The 19,514-nt window shown below is 65.2% G+C and carries 17 protein-coding genes; 6 read left to right on the forward strand and 11 right to left on the reverse strand.

Annotated features, from left to right (window positions below):
* Positions 1 to 67: 67 nt before the first annotated feature.
* From AC0KXH_RS02965 to AC0KXH_RS03010, 10 genes are all read right to left on the reverse strand, one after another.
* Positions 68 to 1,612, reverse strand: a complete 1,545-nt coding sequence (locus tag AC0KXH_RS02965; protein ID WP_043218376.1) for a SpoVR family protein — start codon at positions 1,610 to 1,612, stop codon at positions 68 to 70.
* The gene (locus tag AC0KXH_RS02970; RefSeq protein WP_213150281.1) at positions 1,609 to 2,895 is read right to left on the reverse strand and encodes a YeaH/YhbH family protein; all 1,287 of its coding nucleotides are present in this window, start codon (positions 2,893 to 2,895) and stop codon (positions 1,609 to 1,611) included. The genes AC0KXH_RS02965 and AC0KXH_RS02970 overlap by 4 nt, the downstream gene beginning before the upstream one ends.
* Before the next feature lie 108 nt (positions 2,896 to 3,003).
* Positions 3,004 to 4,926: a PrkA family serine protein kinase gene (locus AC0KXH_RS02975; RefSeq protein WP_061337022.1), complete on the reverse strand. Its 1,923-nt coding sequence runs from the start codon at positions 4,924 to 4,926 to the stop codon at positions 3,004 to 3,006.
* Positions 4,927 to 5,197: 271 nt separating this feature from the next.
* Positions 5,198 to 5,527, reverse strand: coding sequence for a thiosulfate sulfurtransferase GlpE (glpE, locus tag AC0KXH_RS02980; RefSeq protein ID WP_043218382.1), 330 nt, complete (start codon positions 5,525 to 5,527; stop codon positions 5,198 to 5,200).
* Positions 5,524 to 6,351, reverse strand: a complete 828-nt coding sequence (locus tag AC0KXH_RS02985; RefSeq protein WP_488224129.1) for a symmetrical bis(5'-nucleosyl)-tetraphosphatase — start codon at positions 6,349 to 6,351, stop codon at positions 5,524 to 5,526. The genes glpE and AC0KXH_RS02985 overlap by 4 nt, the downstream gene beginning before the upstream one ends.
* Positions 6,348 to 6,731, reverse strand: a complete 384-nt coding sequence (gene apaG, locus AC0KXH_RS02990; RefSeq protein ID WP_043218386.1) for a Co2+/Mg2+ efflux protein ApaG — start codon at positions 6,729 to 6,731, stop codon at positions 6,348 to 6,350. The genes AC0KXH_RS02985 and apaG overlap by 4 nt, the downstream gene beginning before the upstream one ends.
* Positions 6,732 to 6,756: 25 nt before the next feature.
* Complete coding sequence (gene rsmA / locus AC0KXH_RS02995; protein ID WP_165564069.1) at positions 6,757 to 7,551, reverse strand: 16S rRNA (adenine(1518)-N(6)/adenine(1519)-N(6))-dimethyltransferase RsmA; 795 nt, start codon at positions 7,549 to 7,551, stop codon at positions 6,757 to 6,759.
* A 114-nt stretch (positions 7,552 to 7,665) separates the two neighbouring features.
* Complete coding sequence (pdxA, locus tag AC0KXH_RS03000) at positions 7,666 to 8,655, reverse strand: 4-hydroxythreonine-4-phosphate dehydrogenase PdxA (RefSeq protein ID WP_488224130.1); 990 nt, start codon at positions 8,653 to 8,655, stop codon at positions 7,666 to 7,668.
* Between the two features lie 80 nt (positions 8,656 to 8,735).
* The gene (locus AC0KXH_RS03005) at positions 8,736 to 10,043 is read right to left on the reverse strand and encodes a peptidylprolyl isomerase (RefSeq protein WP_014595747.1); all 1,308 of its coding nucleotides are present in this window, start codon (positions 10,041 to 10,043) and stop codon (positions 8,736 to 8,738) included.
* Entirely contained in the window at positions 10,024 to 12,771 is a 2,748-nt protein-coding gene (locus AC0KXH_RS03010) for an LPS-assembly protein LptD (RefSeq protein ID WP_488224586.1), read from the reverse strand. The genes AC0KXH_RS03005 and AC0KXH_RS03010 overlap by 20 nt, the downstream gene beginning before the upstream one ends.
* A gap of 126 nt (positions 12,772 to 12,897) precedes the next feature.
* Here AC0KXH_RS03010 and AC0KXH_RS03015 point away from each other — a divergent pair, with 126 nt between their 5' ends.
* Genes AC0KXH_RS03015 through AC0KXH_RS03025 form a run of 3 tightly spaced genes read left to right on the forward strand, consistent with a single transcriptional unit; the run spans position 12,898 to position 15,349 of the window.
* Positions 12,898 to 13,917 (forward strand): aminoglycoside phosphotransferase family protein, encoded by a 1,020-nt coding sequence (locus AC0KXH_RS03015; protein ID WP_488224131.1) that lies wholly within the window; start codon positions 12,898 to 12,900, stop codon positions 13,915 to 13,917.
* Positions 13,914 to 14,582: an N-acetylmuramate alpha-1-phosphate uridylyltransferase MurU gene (murU, locus tag AC0KXH_RS03020; protein WP_488224132.1), complete on the forward strand. Its 669-nt coding sequence runs from the start codon at positions 13,914 to 13,916 to the stop codon at positions 14,580 to 14,582. The genes AC0KXH_RS03015 and murU overlap by 4 nt, the downstream gene beginning before the upstream one ends.
* Positions 14,579 to 15,349 carry a TerB family tellurite resistance protein gene (locus AC0KXH_RS03025; RefSeq protein WP_488224133.1) on the forward strand — a complete coding sequence of 257 codons (771 nt, stop codon included), beginning with the start codon at positions 14,579 to 14,581 and terminating at the stop codon, positions 15,347 to 15,349. The genes murU and AC0KXH_RS03025 overlap by 4 nt, the downstream gene beginning before the upstream one ends.
* A gap of 6 nt (positions 15,350 to 15,355) precedes the next feature.
* On the opposite strand, the gene AC0KXH_RS03030 is transcribed toward AC0KXH_RS03025, so the two are convergent.
* Positions 15,356 to 16,342, reverse strand: coding sequence for a DUF3530 family protein (locus AC0KXH_RS03030; RefSeq protein WP_488224134.1), 987 nt, complete (start codon positions 16,340 to 16,342; stop codon positions 15,356 to 15,358).
* A gap of 118 nt (positions 16,343 to 16,460) precedes the next feature.
* Between AC0KXH_RS03030 and rpe the strand changes: the two genes are divergently transcribed.
* The 3 genes from rpe (at position 16,461) to trpE (ending at position 19,509) form a co-directional block, all read left to right on the forward strand.
* Entirely contained in the window at positions 16,461 to 17,135 is a 675-nt protein-coding gene (gene rpe, locus AC0KXH_RS03035) for a ribulose-phosphate 3-epimerase (RefSeq protein ID WP_488224135.1), read from the forward strand.
* A complete protein-coding gene (locus tag AC0KXH_RS03040) occupies positions 17,132 to 17,833 on the forward strand; it encodes a phosphoglycolate phosphatase (RefSeq protein WP_313304288.1) in 702 nt (233 codons plus the stop codon). Before rpe ends, AC0KXH_RS03040 begins: the two co-directional genes overlap by 4 nt.
* Before the next feature lie 182 nt (positions 17,834 to 18,015).
* On the forward strand, positions 18,016 to 19,509 hold the full coding sequence (gene trpE, locus AC0KXH_RS03045) for an anthranilate synthase component I (RefSeq protein WP_200627688.1): 1,494 nt from the start codon (positions 18,016 to 18,018) through the stop codon (positions 19,507 to 19,509).
* The last annotated feature ends 5 nt before the right edge of the window (positions 19,510 to 19,514 follow it).

Genomic DNA, 19,514 nt, shown 5'->3' on the forward strand with positions numbered 1-19,514 from the left:
AGGCGGCGTACCCGACCGACCGGCGCGCGGCGCCCCCGGAAGGGCGCACCGTGCCGAGCGACACGGCTCAGGCGAAGTTCATTCCGGGAAAGCGTGGCTCGGCTTCCGCCTCGCTGTTGCGCGGGGGCATGTGTTGGGTGTTGACCACCTGCTCGCCCTGCATCGATTGCAGGTGAACGTCGAAGCCCCAAAGCCGATGCAGATGCTTGAGCACGTCGCTGGTCGAATCGCCGAGCGGCTTGCGGTCGTGTTGCTGGTGACGCAGCGTCAGCGAGCGATCACCTCTTCTATTGACGTTCCAGACCTGCACGTTCGGCTCGCGGTTGCCAAGGTTGTACTGTGCCGCGAGCAGTTCGCGAATCGTGTGATAGCCGCTTTCGTCGTGAATCGCCGGAATCAGCAGTTCGTCCTTGCGGTCATCGTCGAGCACGCTGAACAGCTTCAGATCGCGGATCACCTTTGGCGAGAGGAACTGCAGGATGAAGCTCTCGTCCTTGAAGTTCTGCATGGCGAACTTGACGGTGGTCAGCCAGTCGCTGCCGGCGATGTCGGGGAACCAGCGGCGGTCCTCCTCGGTGGGGTTCTCGCAGATGCGGCGGATGTCCTGATACATCGCGAAGCCCAGGGTGTAGGGGTTGATGCCGCTGTAATAGGGGCTGTCGAAGCCGGGCTGGTAGATGACGCTGGTGTGTGACTGCAGGAACTCCATCATGAAGCCGTCGGTCACCAGGCCTTCGTCGTACAGGTCGTTCATCAGCGTGTAGTGCCAGAACGTGGCCCAGCCTTCGTTCATCACCTGGGTCTGGCGCTGCGGATAGAAGTACTGGGCGATCTTGCGCACGATGCGCACGATCTCGCGTTGCCAGGGTTCGAGCAGCGGCGCGTGTTTCTCGATGAAATAAAGGATGTTCTCCTGCGGTTCGGCCGGGAAGCGCTGGCCGGCTTCCTGTTCCTCGTCCTTGTCGCCGAGGCGTGGAATGGTGCGCCACAGGTCGTTGATCTGCCGTTGCAGATGCTCTTCGCGTTCGGCCTGGCGGCGGCGCTCTTCTTCGGCTGAGATCGGGTAGGGGCGCTTGTAGCGGTCGACGCCGTAGTTCATCAGCGCATGGCAGGAATCGAGCAGATCCTCGACGGCATTGATGCCATGACGCTCTTCGCACTGGGTGATGTACTGCTTGGCGAACACCAGGTAGTCGATGATCGAGCTGGCGTCGGTCCAGGTGCGGAACAGGTAGTTGCCCTTGAAGAAGCTGTTGTGGCCATAGCAGGCGTGGGCGATCACCAGCGCCTGCATGCAGATGGTGTTTTCCTCCATCAGGTAGGCGATGCAGGGATCGGAATTGATCACGATTTCATAGGCCAGGCCCATCTGTCCGCGACGATAGCCTTTCTCGGTGGAGAGAAAGTGCTTGCCGTACGACCAATGGTGATAGCCGATGGGCATGCCGACCGAGGCATAGGCATCCATCATCTGCTCGGCCGTGATGACCTCGATCTGGTTCGGGTAGGTGTCCAGGGCGTAGCGCTCGGCGAGGCGGCCGATCTCACGGTCGTAGGTTCTGATCAGGTCGAAGGTCCATTCCGAGCCGGTGGAGATGGGTTGTCTCTTCATGCTGCACCTCTTCCGGCGCCGACGCGCCGTTGGAACAGCTCGCGGAACACCGGGTAGATGTCCGCGGCACTGATCAGCTGCTGCTGGGCGAAAGCCTCGGGGAAGGCTTCGCACACCTGGTTGTATTCGTACCAGAGCGCCTGATGCTCGCGCGGGGTGATCTCGACGTAGGTGAAATACTGCACGAAGGGCATGATCTGGTTGATCAGGATGTCCCGGCACAGCGGCGAGTCGTCGTTCCAGTTGTCGCCGTCCGAAGCCTGCGCGCCGTAGATGTTCCACTCCGCAGCCGGATAACGCTCGGCCATGATTTCCTGCATCATTTTCAGCGCGCTGGAGACGATGGTCCCGCCGGTCTCGCGCGAATAGAAGAACTCCTCTTCATCCACTTCCTTGGCGCTGGTGTGGTGGCGGATGAACACCACATCGATCTTGTCGTAGTTCCGCTTGAGGAACAGGTAGAGGAGGATGAAGAAGCGCTTGGCGACGTCTTTCGTCGCCTGGGTCATCGAGCCCGACACGTCCATCAGGCAGAACATCACCGCCTTGGAGCTGGGGTTGGGATGCTTGACCAGTAGGTTGTACTTGAGGTCGAAGGTGTCGAGGAACGGCACCCGTTCGATGCGCGCACGCAGCCGCAGGATTTCTTCCTCGCAGGCCTTGATGTCGCCGAGGTTGTCCGGCTCTTCGAGCTTGAGGCGCTCGAGTTCGGCGCGCGCCTGGCGTAGCTTGGCGCGGCTGGAGCCCGACAGCGCAATGCGCCGCGCATGCGCCGAGCGCAAGGTGCGCACGATGTTGATCCGGGAGGGGTTGCCCTCGTTGCTGATGCCGGCGCGCACCGTCTTGAAGGTGTCGGTGCCGGTCAGGTGACGCTTGACCAGGTTGGGCAGCTCGAGGTCCTCGAACATGAAGTCGAGGAATTCCTCCTGGGTGATCTGGAAGACGAAGTCATCCATCCCTTCGCCGCTGTTGCTCGCCTGCCCGGCACCCTGGCCGCCGCCACCGCCCTGCGGGCGCGGGATGCGTTCGCCGGCGACGAACTCCTTGTTGCCCGGATGGACGATCGTCTGCCGCCCACCGCGGCCGTGGTGCAGCACCGGTTCGTCGATGTCGCGACCGGGAATGCTGATCTGTTCGCCATGCTCCATGTCGGTGATGGAACGCCGGCTGACGGCCTCTTCCACCGCCTTCTTGATGTGGCCCCGATAGCGCTGCAGGAAGCGCTGACGGTTGACCATGCTCTTGTTCTTGCCGTTGAGGCGCCGATCGATCACGTAGCTCATACGAGCCCTCCGAGGGACGCTGCAGGCCTTGAGGGATCGGCCGCCTGCGTCGGCAACCGACCCTCCAAGCTCTCGTCTGCAGCCTACAGCTTTTGGCGTGAGGCTGCGTTACTGCGACTTGCGCACCCGCAAATACCATTCGGATAGCAGGCGGACCTGCTTCTCGGTGTAACCGCGCTCGACCATGCGCGACACGAAGTCGTTGTGCTTCTTCTGGTCTTCCTTGCTGGCCTTGGCATTGAAGCTGATGACCGGCAGCAGATCCTCGGTGTTGGAGAACATCTTCTTCTCGATCACCACGCGCAGCTTCTCGTAGGACAGCCAGCTCGGGTTCTTGCCGTTGTTGTTGGCCCGCGCGCGCAGTACGAAGTTGACGATCTCGTTGCGGAAGTCCTTGGGATTGCTGATGCCGGCAGGCTTCTCGATCTTCTCCAGCTCTTCGTTGAGGGCGGCGCGGTTGAGGATCTCGCCGGTTTCCGGGTCGCGGTATTCCTGGTCCTGGATCCAGAAGTCGGCGTACAGCACATAGCGATCGAAGATGTTCTGCCCGTATTCGCTGTAGGACTCGAGGTAGGCGGTCTGGATCTCCTTGCCGATGAACTCGACGTAGCGCGGCGCCAGGTATTCCTTGATGAAGCGCAGGTAGCGCTCGCGCACCTCGGCCGGGAACTGCTCCTGCTCGATCTGCTGCTCGAGCACGTAGAGCAGGTGTACCGGGTTGGCGGCGACCTCGTGCGGGTCGAAGTTGAAGACCTTCGACAGGATCTTGAAGGCGAAGCGGGTGGAGAGGCCGTTCATGCCTTCGTCCACGCCAGCAGCGTCGCGGTATTCCTGGATCGACTTCGCCTTGGGGTCAGTGTCCTTCAGGTTCTCGCCGTCGTAGACCCGCATCTTCGAGTAGATGTTGGAGTTCTCCGGCTCTTTCAGGCGCGAGAGCACGCTGAACTGCGCGAGCATCTTCAGGGTGTCCGGGGCGCAGTGAGCCTGCGACAGCGAGCTGTTGGTCAGCAGCTTGTCGTAGATCTTCACCTCGTCCGACACCCGCAGGCAGTACGGCACCTTGACGATGTAGATACGGTCGATGAAGGCTTCGTTGTTCTTGTTGTTGCGGAAGCTGTGCCACTCCGATTCGTTGGAGTGCGCCAGAATGATGCCGCTGTAGGGAATCGCACCCAGGCCCTCGGTGGAGTTGTAGTTGCCTTCCTGGGTCGCGGTCAGCAGCGGGTGCAGCACCTTGATCGGCGCCTTGAACATCTCGACGAATTCCATCAGGCCCTGGTTCGCCCGGCACAGCGCGCCCGAATAGGCGTAGGCGTCGGCATCGTTCTGCGGGAATTCCTCCAGCTTGCGGATATCCACCTTGCCGACCAGCGCCGAGATGTCCTGGTTGTTCTCGTCGCCCGGCTCGGTCTTGGCCACGGCAATCTGATTGAGGATCGACGGGTAGAGCTTGACCACGCGGAACTGACTGATATCGCCACCGAATTCCTGCAGCCGCTTGGTTGCCCAGGGCGACATGATGGAGCTGAGGTAGCGCCGCGGGATGCCGTAATCCTCCTCGAGGATCTGGGCGTCTTCGGCGGGATTGAACAGGCCCAGCGGCGACTCGAATACCGGCGAGCCCTTGATCGCATAGAAGGGCACCCGCTCGATCAGCTGCTTGAGCTTTTCGGCCAGCGACGACTTGCCACCGCCTACCGGGCCGAGGAGATAGAGGATCTGCTTCTTCTCCTCCAGGCCCTGCGCCGCGTGGCGGAAGTAGGAGACGATCTGGTCGATGCAGTCCTCCATGCCGTGGAAGTCTTCGAACGCGGGGTAGCGGCGGATCACCTTGTTGGAAAAGATGCGCGACAGCCGCGGGTCGGTCGAGGTGTCGACCAGCTCCGGCTCGCCGATCGCCATCAGCATGCGCTCGGCCGCGGTGGCGTAGGTACTCGGGTCCTGTTTGCACAGATCGAGGTATTCCTGCAGGGAATATTCCTCCTGCCGGGTCGCTTCGAATCGTTGTTGGAAGTGGCTGAAAATGCTCATGACTTCACCTCGTCGCTGCACAGGTAGGCGTTGTCATCAGGCATCCCGGAGCCCGGCCGCAACGGCGGCCAGCGGAGTTCCCCCGAACACCCAATGGTCGAAACCATAATCCGAAGCCGTTCTACCCGGCTTTCATCGTTTGGATGGCCTGAGCTAAAGGATAGTTCGGATTCGGCGGCGTAAAGGGGCGGGGCGACTTTTTACCGGGAGCGGAAGCCGGCAAACAGGGTGCAGCCCGCGCGACGCGGGGCCTGCACGGGGACACAAAAACTTACGACTGCTCGTCGCGCTCCACTTCCTGCGGGTAAGTGACGCGCCACAGTTCGAAGCCTCCATCGAGACTATAGACGTCGGAAAAACCCTGGCCCACCAGATAGGCCGCGGCGCCCTGGCTCGAATGGCCGTGGTAGCAGGTCACGATCAGTGGATGGTCGAGGTCGGCGGCGGCGATGAAGTCCGGCAGCGAGTAGTTGTCCAGCCGGGTCGAGCCGGCGATGTGGCCGCTGGCGAAGCTGTGCGGGTCGCGGATGTCCACCACCACCGCGCCTTCGCGACGCATCTGCTGGGCTTGCTCGGGGGCAATGCGCTTGAATTCCATCAGTTCGGTCTCCCGTGATCGCAGGCGCAGCGCAACAGCTCGCCGCTGTCGAGGTTCATCAGGGTCATGGCGTTACCCCAGACGCAGCCGGTGTCCAGGGCGAAGACGTCCGGCTCGTCACAGCGACCCTCGAGCGCGGCCCAGTGGCCGAAGACGATCTTCACATTGCGGGTCTTGCGCTGCGGATGGCTGAACCAGGGCGCATAGCCGGAGGGCGCCTTGTTCAGCCCCTCCTTGGCTTCAAGTTCCAGCGTGCCGTCGGCCTTGCAGAAGCGCATGCGCGTGAAGTAGTTGGTGATCAAGCGCAGGCGTGGCACACCGTGCAGGTCCTTGTTCCACTTGGCCGGCTCATTGCCGTACATCCCGTCGAGGAATGGCATCAGCAGGGCGTCGTCCTGCAAGGCTGCCTCGACTTCGGCCGCGCGCCTGAGAGCTTTTTCCAGCGTCCACTGCGGCGGTATCCCGGCGTGCACCAGCGCGGTATGCCGGTGCTCATCGTAGTGCAGCAGCTTTTGCCGGCGCAGCCAGTCGATCAGGTCATTGCGGTCCGGCGCGTCGAGAATGGCCTGCAGCGTATCGGACTTGCGCATGCGTTCGATGTTGTGGGCGACCGCCAGCAGATGCAGGTCATGGTTGCCGAGTACACAGACTGCCGAGCCGTCGAGGTCCCGCACGTAGCGCAGCGCCTCGAGTGATTGTGGGCCACGGTTGACCAGGTCACCGGCCAGCCACAGGCAATCTCGCGAGGGGCTGAAGTCGACCTGCTCGAGCAGGCACTTGAGGGGGGCGAGGCAACCCTGCAGGTCGCCGACGGCATAGGTGGTCAATGCAGTGCTCCGGGTACGGCAAGGCGGAACGGCGCGATGATCGCGTCGAAGTGGTGACCGTCCTCGGCGAGCATCTGGTAGCTGCCCTGCATGATGCCGACACGTGTGGTCAGCAGGGTGCCGCTGGTATAGACATGCCGTTCGCCGGGGGCGATCGTCGGCTGTTCACCGACGACGCCGGCCCCGCGCACTTCCTGCACCTGGCCGTCGCCGTCGGTGATGAGCCAGTGCCGGGAAAGCAGCTGTGCCGCCACCTGGCCCTTGTTCTCTATGGTTACCCTGTAGGCAAAGGCATAGCGGTTTTGTTCCGGCTCGGAGTGTTCCTTGAGGTAATGCGGAACGACGCTGACGTCGATCCGGTAGCGCTGATCGTCGGACATAAAAAGACTCGTCGATGAGGTGCCGTTACTGGCGCAGGGCGAGTTGGTCGGACAGGCGGACAAACGCGGCCAGGTCCAGCTGCTCGGGGCGCAGGCTGCCGTCGACGCCGGCTGCCTCGATGGCTTCGGCATCGAGCAGGCCCTTGAGCGTGTTGCGCAGGGTCTTGCGGCGCTGGTTGAACGCCTCGCGCACGACGCGTTCGAGCAGGCGTGGGTCCTTGGCCGGGTGCGGCAGTTCGGCATGCGGCACCAGGCGAACGATCGCCGAGTCCACCTTTGGCGCCGGGTTGAAAGCGCCCGGGCCGACGTTGAACAGGTGTTCGACCCGGCAGTGGTACTGCACCATGATCGAGAGCCGGCCCCAGTCGCCGCCACCGGGTTCGGCAGCCAGGCGCTCGACCACTTCCTTTTGCAGCATGAAGTGCATGTCGCGGATCAGGCCGGCGTGCTCGAGCAGGTGGAAGATCAACGGCGTGGAAATGTTGTAGGGCAGGTTGCCGACGATACGCAGGCTGGCTGGCTCGCGGCTGAGCTGGGCGAAGTCGAATTTCAGCGCATCGCCCTGGTGCAGGGCGAAATTGCTTCGCTCGGCGAAGCGGCTCTGGAGAATCGGGATCAGGTCGAGATCGAGCTCGACCACATCCAGATGGGCGCCGCTGTCGAGCAACCCCTCGGTGAGGGCACCCTGGCCGGGGCCGATCTCGACCAGCCGCTCGCCCGCTCGCGGATGGATGGCGCGCAGGATGCGGTGAATGACGCCGGCGTCATGCAGGAAATTCTGGCCGAAGCGCTTGCGCGCGCGGTGTTGGTACTCGGACATAGAAGGCAGCTCCAGGCTTCAAGCTGCAAGCGACAAGCAAGAGCGTAAAGCGAACGATGCAAAGGCGCGAAGCTTAACAGTTGCGCCCGTGCGCGACACGCACCGACCGCGCCGTCAGCTGCCTGCCGCCATCTGGTAAGCGGTTTCGAGCGCGACCTTGAGGCTGCCGGTGTCGATGCGCCCGCTGCCGGCCAGGTCCAGCGCGGTGCCGTGGTCGACGGAGGTGCGCACGATCGGCAGGCCCAGGGTGACGTTCACCGCTGCACCGAAACCCTTGTACTTGAGCACCGGGAGGCCCTGGTCGTGGTACATGGCCAGCACCGCGTCGCAGTGTTCCAAGTGCTTGGGGGTGAACAGCGTGTCGGCCGGCAGCGGGCCGACCAGGTCGAGCCCTTCGTCACGCAGCCGCGCCAGCGTCGGCTCGATGATCTCGATCTCTTCGCGGCCCAGGTGGCCGCCTTCTCCGGCGTGCGGGTTGAGCCCGCAAACGAGGATGCGTGGCCGTGCGATGCCGAACTTGCCGACCAGATCGGCGTGCAGGATGCGCGTCACACGCTCGAGACGTTCGGCTGTAATCGCGTCGGCCACCTCGCGCAGTGGCAGATGGGTGGTGACCAGTGCCACGCGCAATCCGTGGGTGGCCAGCATCATGACGACCTGCGGCGTCCGGGTCAGCTCCGCGAGAAATTCCGTGTGCCCGGAGAAGGCGACACCGGCTTCGTTGATCACGCCTTTGTGCACGGGGGCGGTGATCATGCCGGCGAAGTCGCCCGCGAGGCAGCCGCGGGCAGCGCGAGTCAGCGTCTCCAGTACGTAGGGACCGTTGGCGGGGTCGAGCTGGCCGGCCTGCGCCGGCGCCTGCAATGGCGTGTCCCAGACGTAGAGGCTGCCGGCTGGCGCCGGATGCTCCGGCCAGGCGCCGGGATGTACCTCTATCAACTCGATCGACAGACCGAGCGCTGCGCTCCGCGCTTGCAGCAGTTCCACGCTGGCGATGGCAACCAGCGTTCTGGCCTGCGCGTCGCGGGCCAGCAGTAGGCAGAGGTCCGGGCCGATACCGGCTGGTTCGCCGGGGGTGAGAACGAAGGGGCGGGAGCGCGTCATGGATACCTCGGTGCGTTCGGCAAGCAAAAACGGGGTGAGGCACCTGGTGCCATCACCCCGTCTGTTTCAGGCCTGTCGGATCAGAGCTTGATTTCGACGTAGGCCTCATCGCGGATCTGTCGTAGCCAGGCCTGCAGTTCTTCATCGTAGCGGCGGTTGCGCAGCAGATTGCGAGCCTGCTGCTCGCGGAACTCCTCACTGGTGTCCGTGGCGCGACGGCCGAGCACCTCGAGAATGTGCCAGCCATAGGGCGACTGGAACGGCTGCGAGAGTTCGCCGCTGGCGGTGTTGGCCATCACCTGGCGGAACTCCGGAACCAGCGAATTCGGGTCGATCCAGTTCAGGTCGCCACCGTTGAGTGCTGAACCCGGGTCTTCCGAAAAATTGCGCGCCAGCTCGGCGAAGTCTTCGCCCGCCAGGATGCGCTCACGCAGGCGCTTGACCAGCAGGCGAGCCTCGTCTTCGCTGCGAATCGCGCTGGGCTTGATGAGAATATGGCGAACGTGCACCTCGTCGCGCACCTGCGTTTCGCCGCCGCGCTTTTCCAGCACCTTGACGATGATGAACCCGGGCGGCGTGCGTACCGGCTCGGTGAACTCACCAACGGCCAGCTCGCGTACCAGGCTGTCGAACGGCGGCGGTAGCTGAGCGGCCTTGCGCCAGCCCATGTCTCCACCTTCGAGGGCGTTCTCGCTGGCGGAGCGGGCCACCGCCAGGCGGGCGAAGTCCGCGCCTTTCTGCAGTTGCTCGTGAGTGTCGCGTGCCATGCGCTCGGCGGCCTGGATGGTGGCCGAATCGGCCGCCTCGGGTACCGGGATGAGGATGTTGGCCAGGTGGTACTCCTCCGACAGCTGCAGCTTGCCGAGGTCGGAGGCGAGGAAGTTCTGCACTTCCTGCTCGGAAACCTGGATGCGCTCGGCGACCCGGCGCTGACGTACGCGGCTGATGATCATCTCACGCCGGATCTGCTCGCGCGCGGTCTCCGGGCTCAGGCCGTCGCGTGCCAAGGCCTCGCGGAACTGCTCGGGGGTCATGTTGTTGCGCTGGGCAATGGTGGCCATCGCCTGGTTCAGCTCTTCATCGGAGATGCGAACGCCGGAGCGTTCGCCGATCTGCAATTGCAGGTTTTCGCTGATCAGGCGTTCCAGAACCTGTTGCTGCAGCACCTCGTTGGGCGGCACTTCCGCGCCGCGCTTCTCGATGGTCTGACGGACCTCTTGGATGCGCTGATCAAGCTGGCTCTGCATGATCACGTCGTTGTCGACGATCGCGACCACGCGATCCAGCGGTTGTACCTGGGCCAGCGCAGCCGTGGTCAGCGTGGCGCTGCCCAGTAGCAGAGTGCCCAGCAGTAGCGGGCGCAGGAAATCAGAGAGCTTGGTCTTCACGTTCACGGTAGCCTTGAATGCCTTGTTCGAGGAAGGTCTCGGTCGCGCTGCCAACGACGCCGCCGAGTCCCTTGAGGACGATCTGCAGGAAGATGCCGCTGTCCGGCTCGTCGTTGCGATCGGGGTTGAGGCTGGTCTCGTCGTAATCCACCCAGTAGCGGTTGATCAGGCGCAGCTTCCAGCAGCAACTGTCGTACTCGAAGCCGCCGAAGGCCTCCAGCGTGCGGCTGCGGCTGTAGTCGTGCTGCCAGCGTCCGATGACGCTCCATTGCGGGACGATCGGCCAGATGAACGAGAAGTCATGCTGGTTGATCTTGTAGTAGTCCTCGATGTACTCGGGAGTGCCGGGCGTGCCGTAGTCGCCGCCGTAGGTCCATTCGCCGGTGGCCTGGTCGAAACGGATGGTGTCGTTGCGGTAGCGATAACCGACGTTGACGATCTTGTTCGGGTTGGCTTCCGGCTGGTAGTGCCACATCGCGCTGCCGGAGCGGGTACGACCCTGGTCCGGATCCCAGTTGAAGGTCGAGGTGAAACGCCAGTCACGGTTGTAGCGGTACTGGTATTCGAGCGCGTAGGGCGATACCGAGCTCTGCGCGTCCGGACGGCCTTCGACGGACATGCCGGGCAGTTGCACTTCACGATCGCGGAAGTAGTAGATCTGGCCGATGCTCAAGCGCTGGCGTTCGAAGCCATTGGGCTCGATCCAGCGGTTGGTCACGCCCAGCGAGAGCTGGTTGGCGTCCCCGATCCGGTCGCGACCACTGAAGCGGTTCTCGCGCCACAGCGAGGAATAGCTGAAGCTGCTTTCGCCAGTGTCGAACACCGGGATGTCGTCCTGGTCCTCTTTCGGTACATAGAGGTAGAACAGGCGCGGCTCGAGCGTCTGCCGGTAGTCCTTGCCGAACCATTGGGTGTCGCGGTCGAAATACAGGCCGCTGTCGACGCTGAAGATCGGAACGCTGCGGTCGGGCGAGTCCTGGAAATCCGCAACCTGGCTGCGGCCGCGACTGTCGAGATCCAGGTCGTACTGGGTATAGGCGTACTTGAGCGACGGTTTGACGAAGCCCCAGGTCCACTGCAGCGGCAGGCTGACGCCCGGCTCCAGGTGCAGGCGCTCGCCTTCGGCGCGGGTCAGCCCCCGCAGACGGTCGTCATACCAGCGCTCCGGATTGCCGTCTTCGTTGAAGAAGAATCCGTCGCGCAGGCTGCGCTGGAAGCTGACGAACTCGGTCTTGTAGGCGAAGTTCAGCCCACCGGGCTGGAAGGGCAGACGGCCATCGAGGGTGACCTGCGGCAGGCGCTCGTACGGCGTGATGTCGGCCACCGTGGCGCGCTCGTAGGCATGGGCATTCAGTCGCGCGGTGTAGTTATCGCCGCGGTAGGTGAGCGTGCCACGCTGGTCCAGGTGCTCCTTGGTGGAAATATTCAGGTTGGTGTCCAGGTCCTGAAAGTAGTACGGGTCGCTGATGTCGGTGTAGTCGACCTCGGCGAGCCAGCGCGAGTCCAGGCCGGTGCGGTGCTGCCAGCTGTACATCCAGCGCTGGTCTTCATACTCGGACTGCAGCTTGCGATCGTCGTTGCTGTCGTCCAGATAGGCCGCGCCGAACTGCCCCTCGCTGCTGCGGGTCAGGTAGCGGAACTCGCCTTCCATCAGCAGGCCGCGGTCGGTCATCAGGTGCGGATACAGCGTGGCGTCGAAGTTCGGTGCCAGGTTGAAGTAGTAAGGCGTCTGCAGCGAGAACCCGGTGTCGCTCGACGAGCCGATGCTCGGGGCGAGAAACCCGGACTGGCGACGATCATCGATCGGGAAGTAGATGTACGGTGTGTAGAACACCGGTACGTCCTTCACCCGCAGCGTCACGTTGGTCGCCGAGCCGAAGCCGGTCGCCGGGTTCAGCGTCACGTTGTTGCCCTGCAGATGCCAGGTGTTCTCGCCCGGCTCGCAGCGGGTGTAGGTACCGTCCTTGAGCCGGATGATCGCGGTTTCCTCGCGCTTGGCATAGAGCGCGCTGCCGCGCACCTTGCCCGAGTGCACCACATACTCGGCGTTCTCGACCTTGGCTTCGCCGTTGTCGAGGAAGATTTCCGCGCGATCCCCCACCATCAGCGCATTGCGGTCACGCAGACGGACGTTGCCGACCAGCTCGCCGCGGTTTTCCAGCTGGTGCAGGCGGGCCTCGTCGGCCTCGGCCTGGATGCTGCCCTGGCGCAGCACCACGTCACCGGCCAGGGTGGCGATTTCCTGTTCCTGTTCGTAGCGCGTGGCCTTGGCCGAAACGTAGGTCGGCGCCTCGCTCATCGGCGTGTCGTCGAACTTGCCCGGGCGGTTGGGCTCGACGTAGGTACCGGTGCAGTAGGGGCCGGTTTCGGCCAGTTGCGCGGCGGTGAGCTTTTCGCGCGGCACCCAGTCCAGATGGCTGTAGTCCTGGCTGCGTGAGGCCAATGCGCGTCCTTTGCTCTCGGTCACCAGCTTGGCGCTGGTGTCGGGGCGGTCGCCCTCCGGCGTGCGGCTCGCGGAGCTGGCGACGCCGGCGGATTCGACCGGGCGCGGCGGCAAGGCGTGGCTGGGCGTGGTAGTCGCGCAATTCCAGCCACCGCCTGGGCCAGGCTGGCAGTCGAACTGCTCGGCAGCGCTGGCGAAGGGAGCGGCAACGGGTTGCAGAGCAAGCAGGCTACCAGTGACAAGGAGGGGGAACTTTCTACGAAACGCGGGATATCTGACTGCCATCTTGTTCTTTGGTCCGTGCTTGCGGCGAGCCATCGGCCGGCTTACTGCAGGCCTCTCGATGGGCTGAAAAAGATGCTGGATAATAAAGCATGACCTGCCCATCGGCTAGCGCCGCGGAGACGCCCAATGCCTCACGAAGACCAACGCCTGTCAGCTTTGCAAGCCTGGCTGGCGCATCAGCTACCTGCCATTTTCCGAGAGCGTGACTGGGGCGAGGTCCCGGTCGGCGAGCTGAGCGCGGCCAGCAGCGACGCCAGTTTTCGTCGCTATTTCCGTTGGGCGGACGGCGTGCACAGCCTGATCGTGATGGATGCACCGCCACCGCAGGAAGACTGCCGGCCCTTCGTGAAGGTCGCCGGGCTGCTTGCGGACGCAGGCGTCCACGTGCCGGCGGTGCTGGCGAGCGATCTGGAGAACGGCTTCCTGCTGCTCGATGATCTCGGGCGGCATACCTACCTTGACGTGATCGACGAGGCCAATGCCGACCGACTGTTCGCCGATGCCATCGACACGCTCATCGCATTTCAGCGCCGCCCGGTCGCGCAGCCGCTGCCCAGTTACGATGAGGCGCTGCTGCGGCGCGAGCTGGAGCTGTTCCCCGAATGGTACGTGAGCCGGCATCTCGGTCATCGCTTCGATGCCGCGCAGCAGGCCTGCTGGTCGCGCATCTGCGACCTGCTGATCGACTCGGCGTTGGCGCAGCCGCGAGTGCTGGTGCACCGCGACTACATGCCGCGCAACCTGATGCTGAGCGAGCCCAATCCGGGTGTGCTGGATTTCCAGGATGCCGTGCTGGGGCCGGTCAGCTACGACATCACCTCGCTGTTCAAGGATGCCTTCCTGAGCTGGCCGCAGGCGCGTGTCGACGCCTGGCTGCAGCGCTACTTGCAGCAGGCGCGGGAAGCTGGCGTGCCGCTGCCCGAAGCCTTCGGCGACTTCCAGCGTGACAGCGACCTCATGGGGGTGCAGCGCCACCTGAAGGTGATCGGCATCTTCGCGCGCATCTGTCACCGCGACGGCAAACCGCGCTATCTCGCCGACGTACCGCGATTCTTCGCCTATCTGCGCGAGGTGCTGGCGCGACGGCCTGAGCTGGCCGAGCTTGAACGGCTGCTCGACAGCCTGCCCGGGCAGGCGCGCCCATGAAGGCGATGATCCTGGCCGCCGGCAAGGGCGAGCGCCTGCGTCCGTTGACCCTGCATACACCCAAGCCGCTGGTTCGTGCCGGGGGGATGCCGCTGATCGAGTACCACGTCAGGGCGCTGGTCGCCGCCGGCTTCGACGAGCTGGTGGTCAACCATGCCTGGCTCGGCGAGCAGCTCGAGGCGTACCTGGGGGACGGCGCCCGCTTTGGCGCCTGCATTCGCTACTCGCCGGAGGGGGAACCACTGGAAACCGGCGGTGGCATCCTGCGTGCGCTGCCATTGCTCGGGGAGGAGCCGTTCCTGGTGGTCAATGGCGACATCTGGACCCGCTATGATTTCGCGCGCCTGCGGCGGCCGCTCGAGGCGCTGGCGCACCTGGTGCTGGTCGACAACCCGGCACACAACCCGCAGGGGGATTTCGTGCTCCGTGACGGCCAGGTGCACGAGGCGGGTGCGGGCGTCGCGCTGACCTACAGCGGCATGGCGCTGCTGCATCCGGCCCTGTTCAGCGGTCAGCAGCCCGGCGCGTTCAAGCTGGCGCCGCTGCTGCGCAGAGCAATGGCCAAGGGGCAGGTGACCGGCGAGCACTTTGCTGGTGACTGGATCGATGTCGGCACGCACGAGCGGCTGGCGCAGGTCGAGCGGCTGCTGGAGAAACAGCCTTGAGGTACTGGCCGCTGACCCTGGCCGGCGCCCTGGCGGGTTGGCTGCTGGCGAGCATCCCTGGCGCGCTGCTTGGCGGCGTGTTGGGGCAGGTGCTGGACCGGCGCCTGGGGCTGGAGGGCTGGGCGAGTCTGCTCGCGCTGTTGCGTGGGCAGCCACCGCTGCGAGGCAACGAGCTGCAGTTCATCCTGTTGGGCCGGCTGGCCAAGAGCGCCGGCCGGGTCACCGAGGCGCATATCCGGGTCGCGCGTGCCGAGATGCAGCGGCTCGGCCTCGACGGTGCCGCTCAGCGCGCCGCGATCGAAGCCTTTTCGCGCGGCAAGCGAGACGATCTCGGCTTGCGTACGCCGCTGCGCCGCCTGCGCGGGCGGCGTGAGCAGGCACGGGCCCTGCTCGAGGCCTGCTGGCGCATGGCGCGGGCCGACGCCGAGATCGGGCCGCGCGAGCACGAGCTGATTCTGCTCTGGGGCAAGTGGATGGGTTGGACGGCGGCCGATGTGGCCGCGCTGGACACCGCCCCACGACCGCGCGGCGCAGCTCCGGCAAGCCGTGGCGGCGCCTATCAGAAAGCGCTGGATCTGCTGGGCGTGCGCGCCGATACCGAGCCGGAGGCCATCAAGCGCGCCTACCGTCGCCTGCTCAGTCGCCACCACCCGGACAAGCTGGCCGGTGCCGGGGCCAGCCCGGCTGCCGTGCGCGAGGCTACCGAACGTACCCGTGAGCTGCACAGCGCCTACGCCCTGGTGCGCGAGCGGCGGGGCTTCCGCTGAGCGCGGTCAAGGCGTTGTCTGCTTGTCCAGCCAGGCGCGGACGCGCCGGTAGAGTTGCTCCTGCTCGGCCGCCGCATCGGCGGGTAGCCGCTGCAGGATGATCTGGCGATAGTTCGGATGGCGCGCCCGCTGGCTGGCGTCGAGGCGCTCGCGCGCTTGCGGCGAGCGGGTCCCGGTTTGGCCGTAGATGAAGTCCGCAGTAGGCAGCGCCAGTTCGCTCAGCAGATCGGCGAGCGGCTTGTCCTGTTCTGCCGGACGCCTGGGCTCGATGAGCACCAGGCCGCCGACGTCTTTCGCACCGCTGTTTTGCAGATAGCGGGCGGCCCAGTAGGCGCCGGTGCCGTGCCCGACGAGCACGACCGTCGCCGCGCCACTGCTGCGCGCTTGTGTCAGGGCGGCCTCAAGGCGGGCCTCGATTCGCTGTGCCTGATTCACCGGCTCGGCTTTGGGCTCGGCGGCCGGTGCTTGCGGCGGTTGTGCGTCGTCGGGCGGCGGTGCGGTCTTCTCCGGCAGATAGCCGGCCTCGCTGGGGGCGCCGTCTGCAGGCGCGGCATCCGCCTCGGGCGCGGTGCCTGCGTCGGGCGCGGGCGCGGGCGCGGCCGGCTCGGCGGCGGGCGGCGCCGGTGCCGCATCCGGCAGCGTCAGGCTGAGCGTCTGCCAGCCGGCATCCGGCAGCTGACGGCGCAGCGGTCCGATGACTCTGGGCCAGTCGGCGCTTTCGCCGTCACCGGGCAGCAGCACGATGACGCCACGGCTCTGCCCCAGGTTCGAGGGCAGCTGCAGGCCGACAAAGGTTTCTTCGCCCGCCTGCAGTTCGAGGGCCTGACGCGGAAAGCGCTGGGCAAGGGCCCGGCCGAGCTGTTCGCTTCGTTCACCGGCAGCGACCCGCACCGGCTCCGCAGGCGGCGCTTCGGTAGGCGCCGGGGGCGGCTCCTCGCTTCTCGCGATCGTTGGCAGCAGCAACAGGGTGGCTAGTAGCAGGCTCGGCAGCATTCCGTCTCTCCAGGCGCGACCCTCAGGGTAGCGGCGCTGTTCGCGCATGGCCAGCGGTGGCCACGCGGGGACCGGGCTCGGGTAAACTGCCGCCTTTTCGCTGCTCAAGAGGTGCGCCATGCAGCCTTTCGCCATCGCTCCGTCGATTCTCTCTGCCGATTTCGCCCGCCTCGGACAGGAGGTGGACAGTGTGCTCGCTGCGGGTGCCGACATCGTTCACTTCGATGTCATGGACAACCATTACGTGCCCAACCTGACCATCGGCCCGATGGTCTGCAGCGCCTTGCGCAAGTACGGCATCACCGCGCCGATCGATGTGCACCTGATGGTCAAGCCGGTCGATCGCATCATCGGCGACTTCCTCGAGGCCGGCGCCAGCTACATCACCTTTCACCCGGAAGCGTCCGAGCACATCGATCGCTCGCTGCAGCTGATCCGCGACGGCGGCGCCAAGGCCGGGCTGGTGTTCAACCCGGCCACGCCGCTGGACTGCCTGAAGTACGTCATGGACAAGGTCGACATGATCCTGTTGATGAGCGTCAACCCCGGATTCGGCGGCCAGAAGTTCATTCCCGGTACGCTCGACAAGCTGCGCGAAGCGCGCGCGCTGATCGACGCCAGCGGCCGCGAGATTCGCCTGGAAATCGACGGCGGGGTGAACGTGAAGAACATTCGCGAGATTGCCGAGGCCGGCGCCGACACCTTTGTCGCCGGCTCGGCGATCTTCAATCAGCCGGACTACAAGGCCGTGATCGACACCATGCGCAGCGAGCTGGCGCAGGTCCGCCGATGAACCGGCTGCAGCGTCTGTTCGACGGCCAGCTGCCGCGCCTGGCGATGTTCGACCTGGACGGCACGCTGATGGATTCGGTACCTGACCTGGCGGCGGCGGTCGACAGGATGCTGATGCTGCTCGGCCGGGAACCTGCCGGCATCGAGCGGGTGCGTGACTGGGTCGGCAACGGCTCACGGGTGCTGGTTCGCCGCGCCCTGGCCGGACACTACGAGCACGCCGGCGTCGGCGAGGACGAGACCGACGCGGCGCTGGCGCTGTTCATGCAGGCCTACGCCGGTGCACATGAACTGACCAGCGTTTACCCCGGTGTCGTCGATTGCCTGGACTGGCTGCGCGAGCGCGGTGTCGCACTGGCGGTGATCACCAACAAGCCGTCGCAGTTCGTCGCGCCGTTACTGGAGGAAAAGGGGCTGGGCGGCTATTTCCGCTGGCTGGTCGGTGGCGATACCCTGCCTCAGCAGAAGCCCGATCCTGCCGCGTTGCACTGGGTCATGCAGCAGGCCGGCGTAACCGCGGCCGAAGCGCTGTTTGTCGGCGACTCGCGTAACGACGTGCTGGCCGCTCGCGCGGCCGGCGCGCCCTGCGTCGCGGTCAGCTATGGCTACAACCACGGTCGACCGATCGACGAGGAGGAGCCGGAGCTGGTGCTCGACGACCTGCGCCAGCTGGTTGCTTCGCCTGAGGGGCTGCGCTAGTGTGGCGAGGTTTTCCTCCTGCCCGCCGAAGAGATCAGATCGTGGTGGTGACTCGCAAACAGTGGATGAAGGTCATCAAGGCCCTGGCGCGCTGGCGCTGGCGCGCCTGAGCTCCCCTGTGCCGGCATCTGGCCGGCCCCTGTTTGCGAACCGTTCCAAGCCCCTCAGACCACGAGGCTGACATGACCCGCGACGAATTTCTGCGTCTGGCCGCCGAAGGCCACAATCGCATTCCGCTGTCCTTCGAAACCCTGGCCGATTTCGACACACCGCTGTCGCTCTATCTCAAGCTGGCCGATGCGCCCAACTCCTACCTGCTCGAGTCGGTGCAGGGCGGCGAGAAGTGGGGCCGTTATTCGATCATCGGCTTGCCCTGTCGCACCGTGCTGCGCGTCCATGGACAGCGGATCAGCGTGACCACCGACGGCGTCGAGCAGGAACGCGCCGAGGTCGAGGATCCGCTGGTCTTTGTCGAGGCATTCCAGCAGCGCTATCGCGTGGCGCCGGTCGAGGGGCTGCCGCGCTTCAACGGCGGGCTGGTCGGCTACTTCGGCTACGACAGCGTGCGCTACGTCGAGCAGCGCCTGGGCCGCTGCGAGGCGCCCGACCCGCTGGGCACGCCGGACATCCTGCTGATGGTCTCCGATGCCGTGGTGGTGTTCGACAACCTGGCTGGCAAGCTGCATTGCATCGTGCTGGTCGACCCGGCCGCGGCGGATGCCTACGAGCAGGGCCTGGCCCAGTTGCGTGCCCTGCGTGAGCGCCTGCGCCAGCCGGTCGTGCCGCGCCTGGGGCTGGACTTCGAGACCGGGGCCAGGGGCGAGCCGGTGTTCCGCTCGAGTTTCTCGCGCGAGGACTTTGAGGCGGCGGTTTCGCGCATCAAGGACTACATCCTCGCCGGCGACTGCATGCAGGTGGTGATTTCCCAGCGCATGTCGATTCCGTTCGCCGCCGCGCCGATCGACCTCTATCGGGCGCTGCGCTGTTTCAACCCGACGCCCTACATGTACTTCTTCAATTTCGGCGACTTCCACGTGGTCGGCTCTTCCCCGGAGGTGCTGGTGCGCGTCGAGGACGGCCTGGTTACCGTGCGGCCGATCGCCGGGACCCGTCCACGCGGCGCCACCGACGAGGCCGACCGCGCCCTCGAGGCCGACCTGTTGTCCGATACCAAGGAGCTGGCCGAGCACCTGATGCTGATCGACCTGGGCCGCAACGACGTCGGCCGGGTCGCCGAGACCGGCTCGGTGAAGCTCACCGAGAAGATGGTCATCGAGCGCTACTCCAACGTGATGCACATCGTTTCCAACGTCACCGGGCAGCTCAAGCAGGGGCTCTCGGCAATGGATGCGCTGCGCGCCATCCTGCCGGCGGGCACCTTGTCCGGTGCGCCGAAGATCCGTGCCATGGAGATCATCGACGAACTGGAGCCGGTCAAGCGCGGCGTCTACGGCGGTGCGGTCGGCTACCTCGCCTGGAACGGCAACATGGACACCGCCATCGCCATTCGTACCGCGGTAATCAAGGACGGCGAGCTGCACGTGCAGGCCGGCGCCGGCATCGTCGCCGACTCGCAGCCGGCACTCGAGTGGGAAGAAACCCTGAACAAGCGCCGCGCGATGTTCCGTGCCGTCGCCCTGGCCGAACAGACCGCCCCCGAACAGTCCGAGCGCTGAGGAGC

The sequence above is a fragment of the Stutzerimonas sp. CXK-1 genome (genome assembly GCF_057738225.1).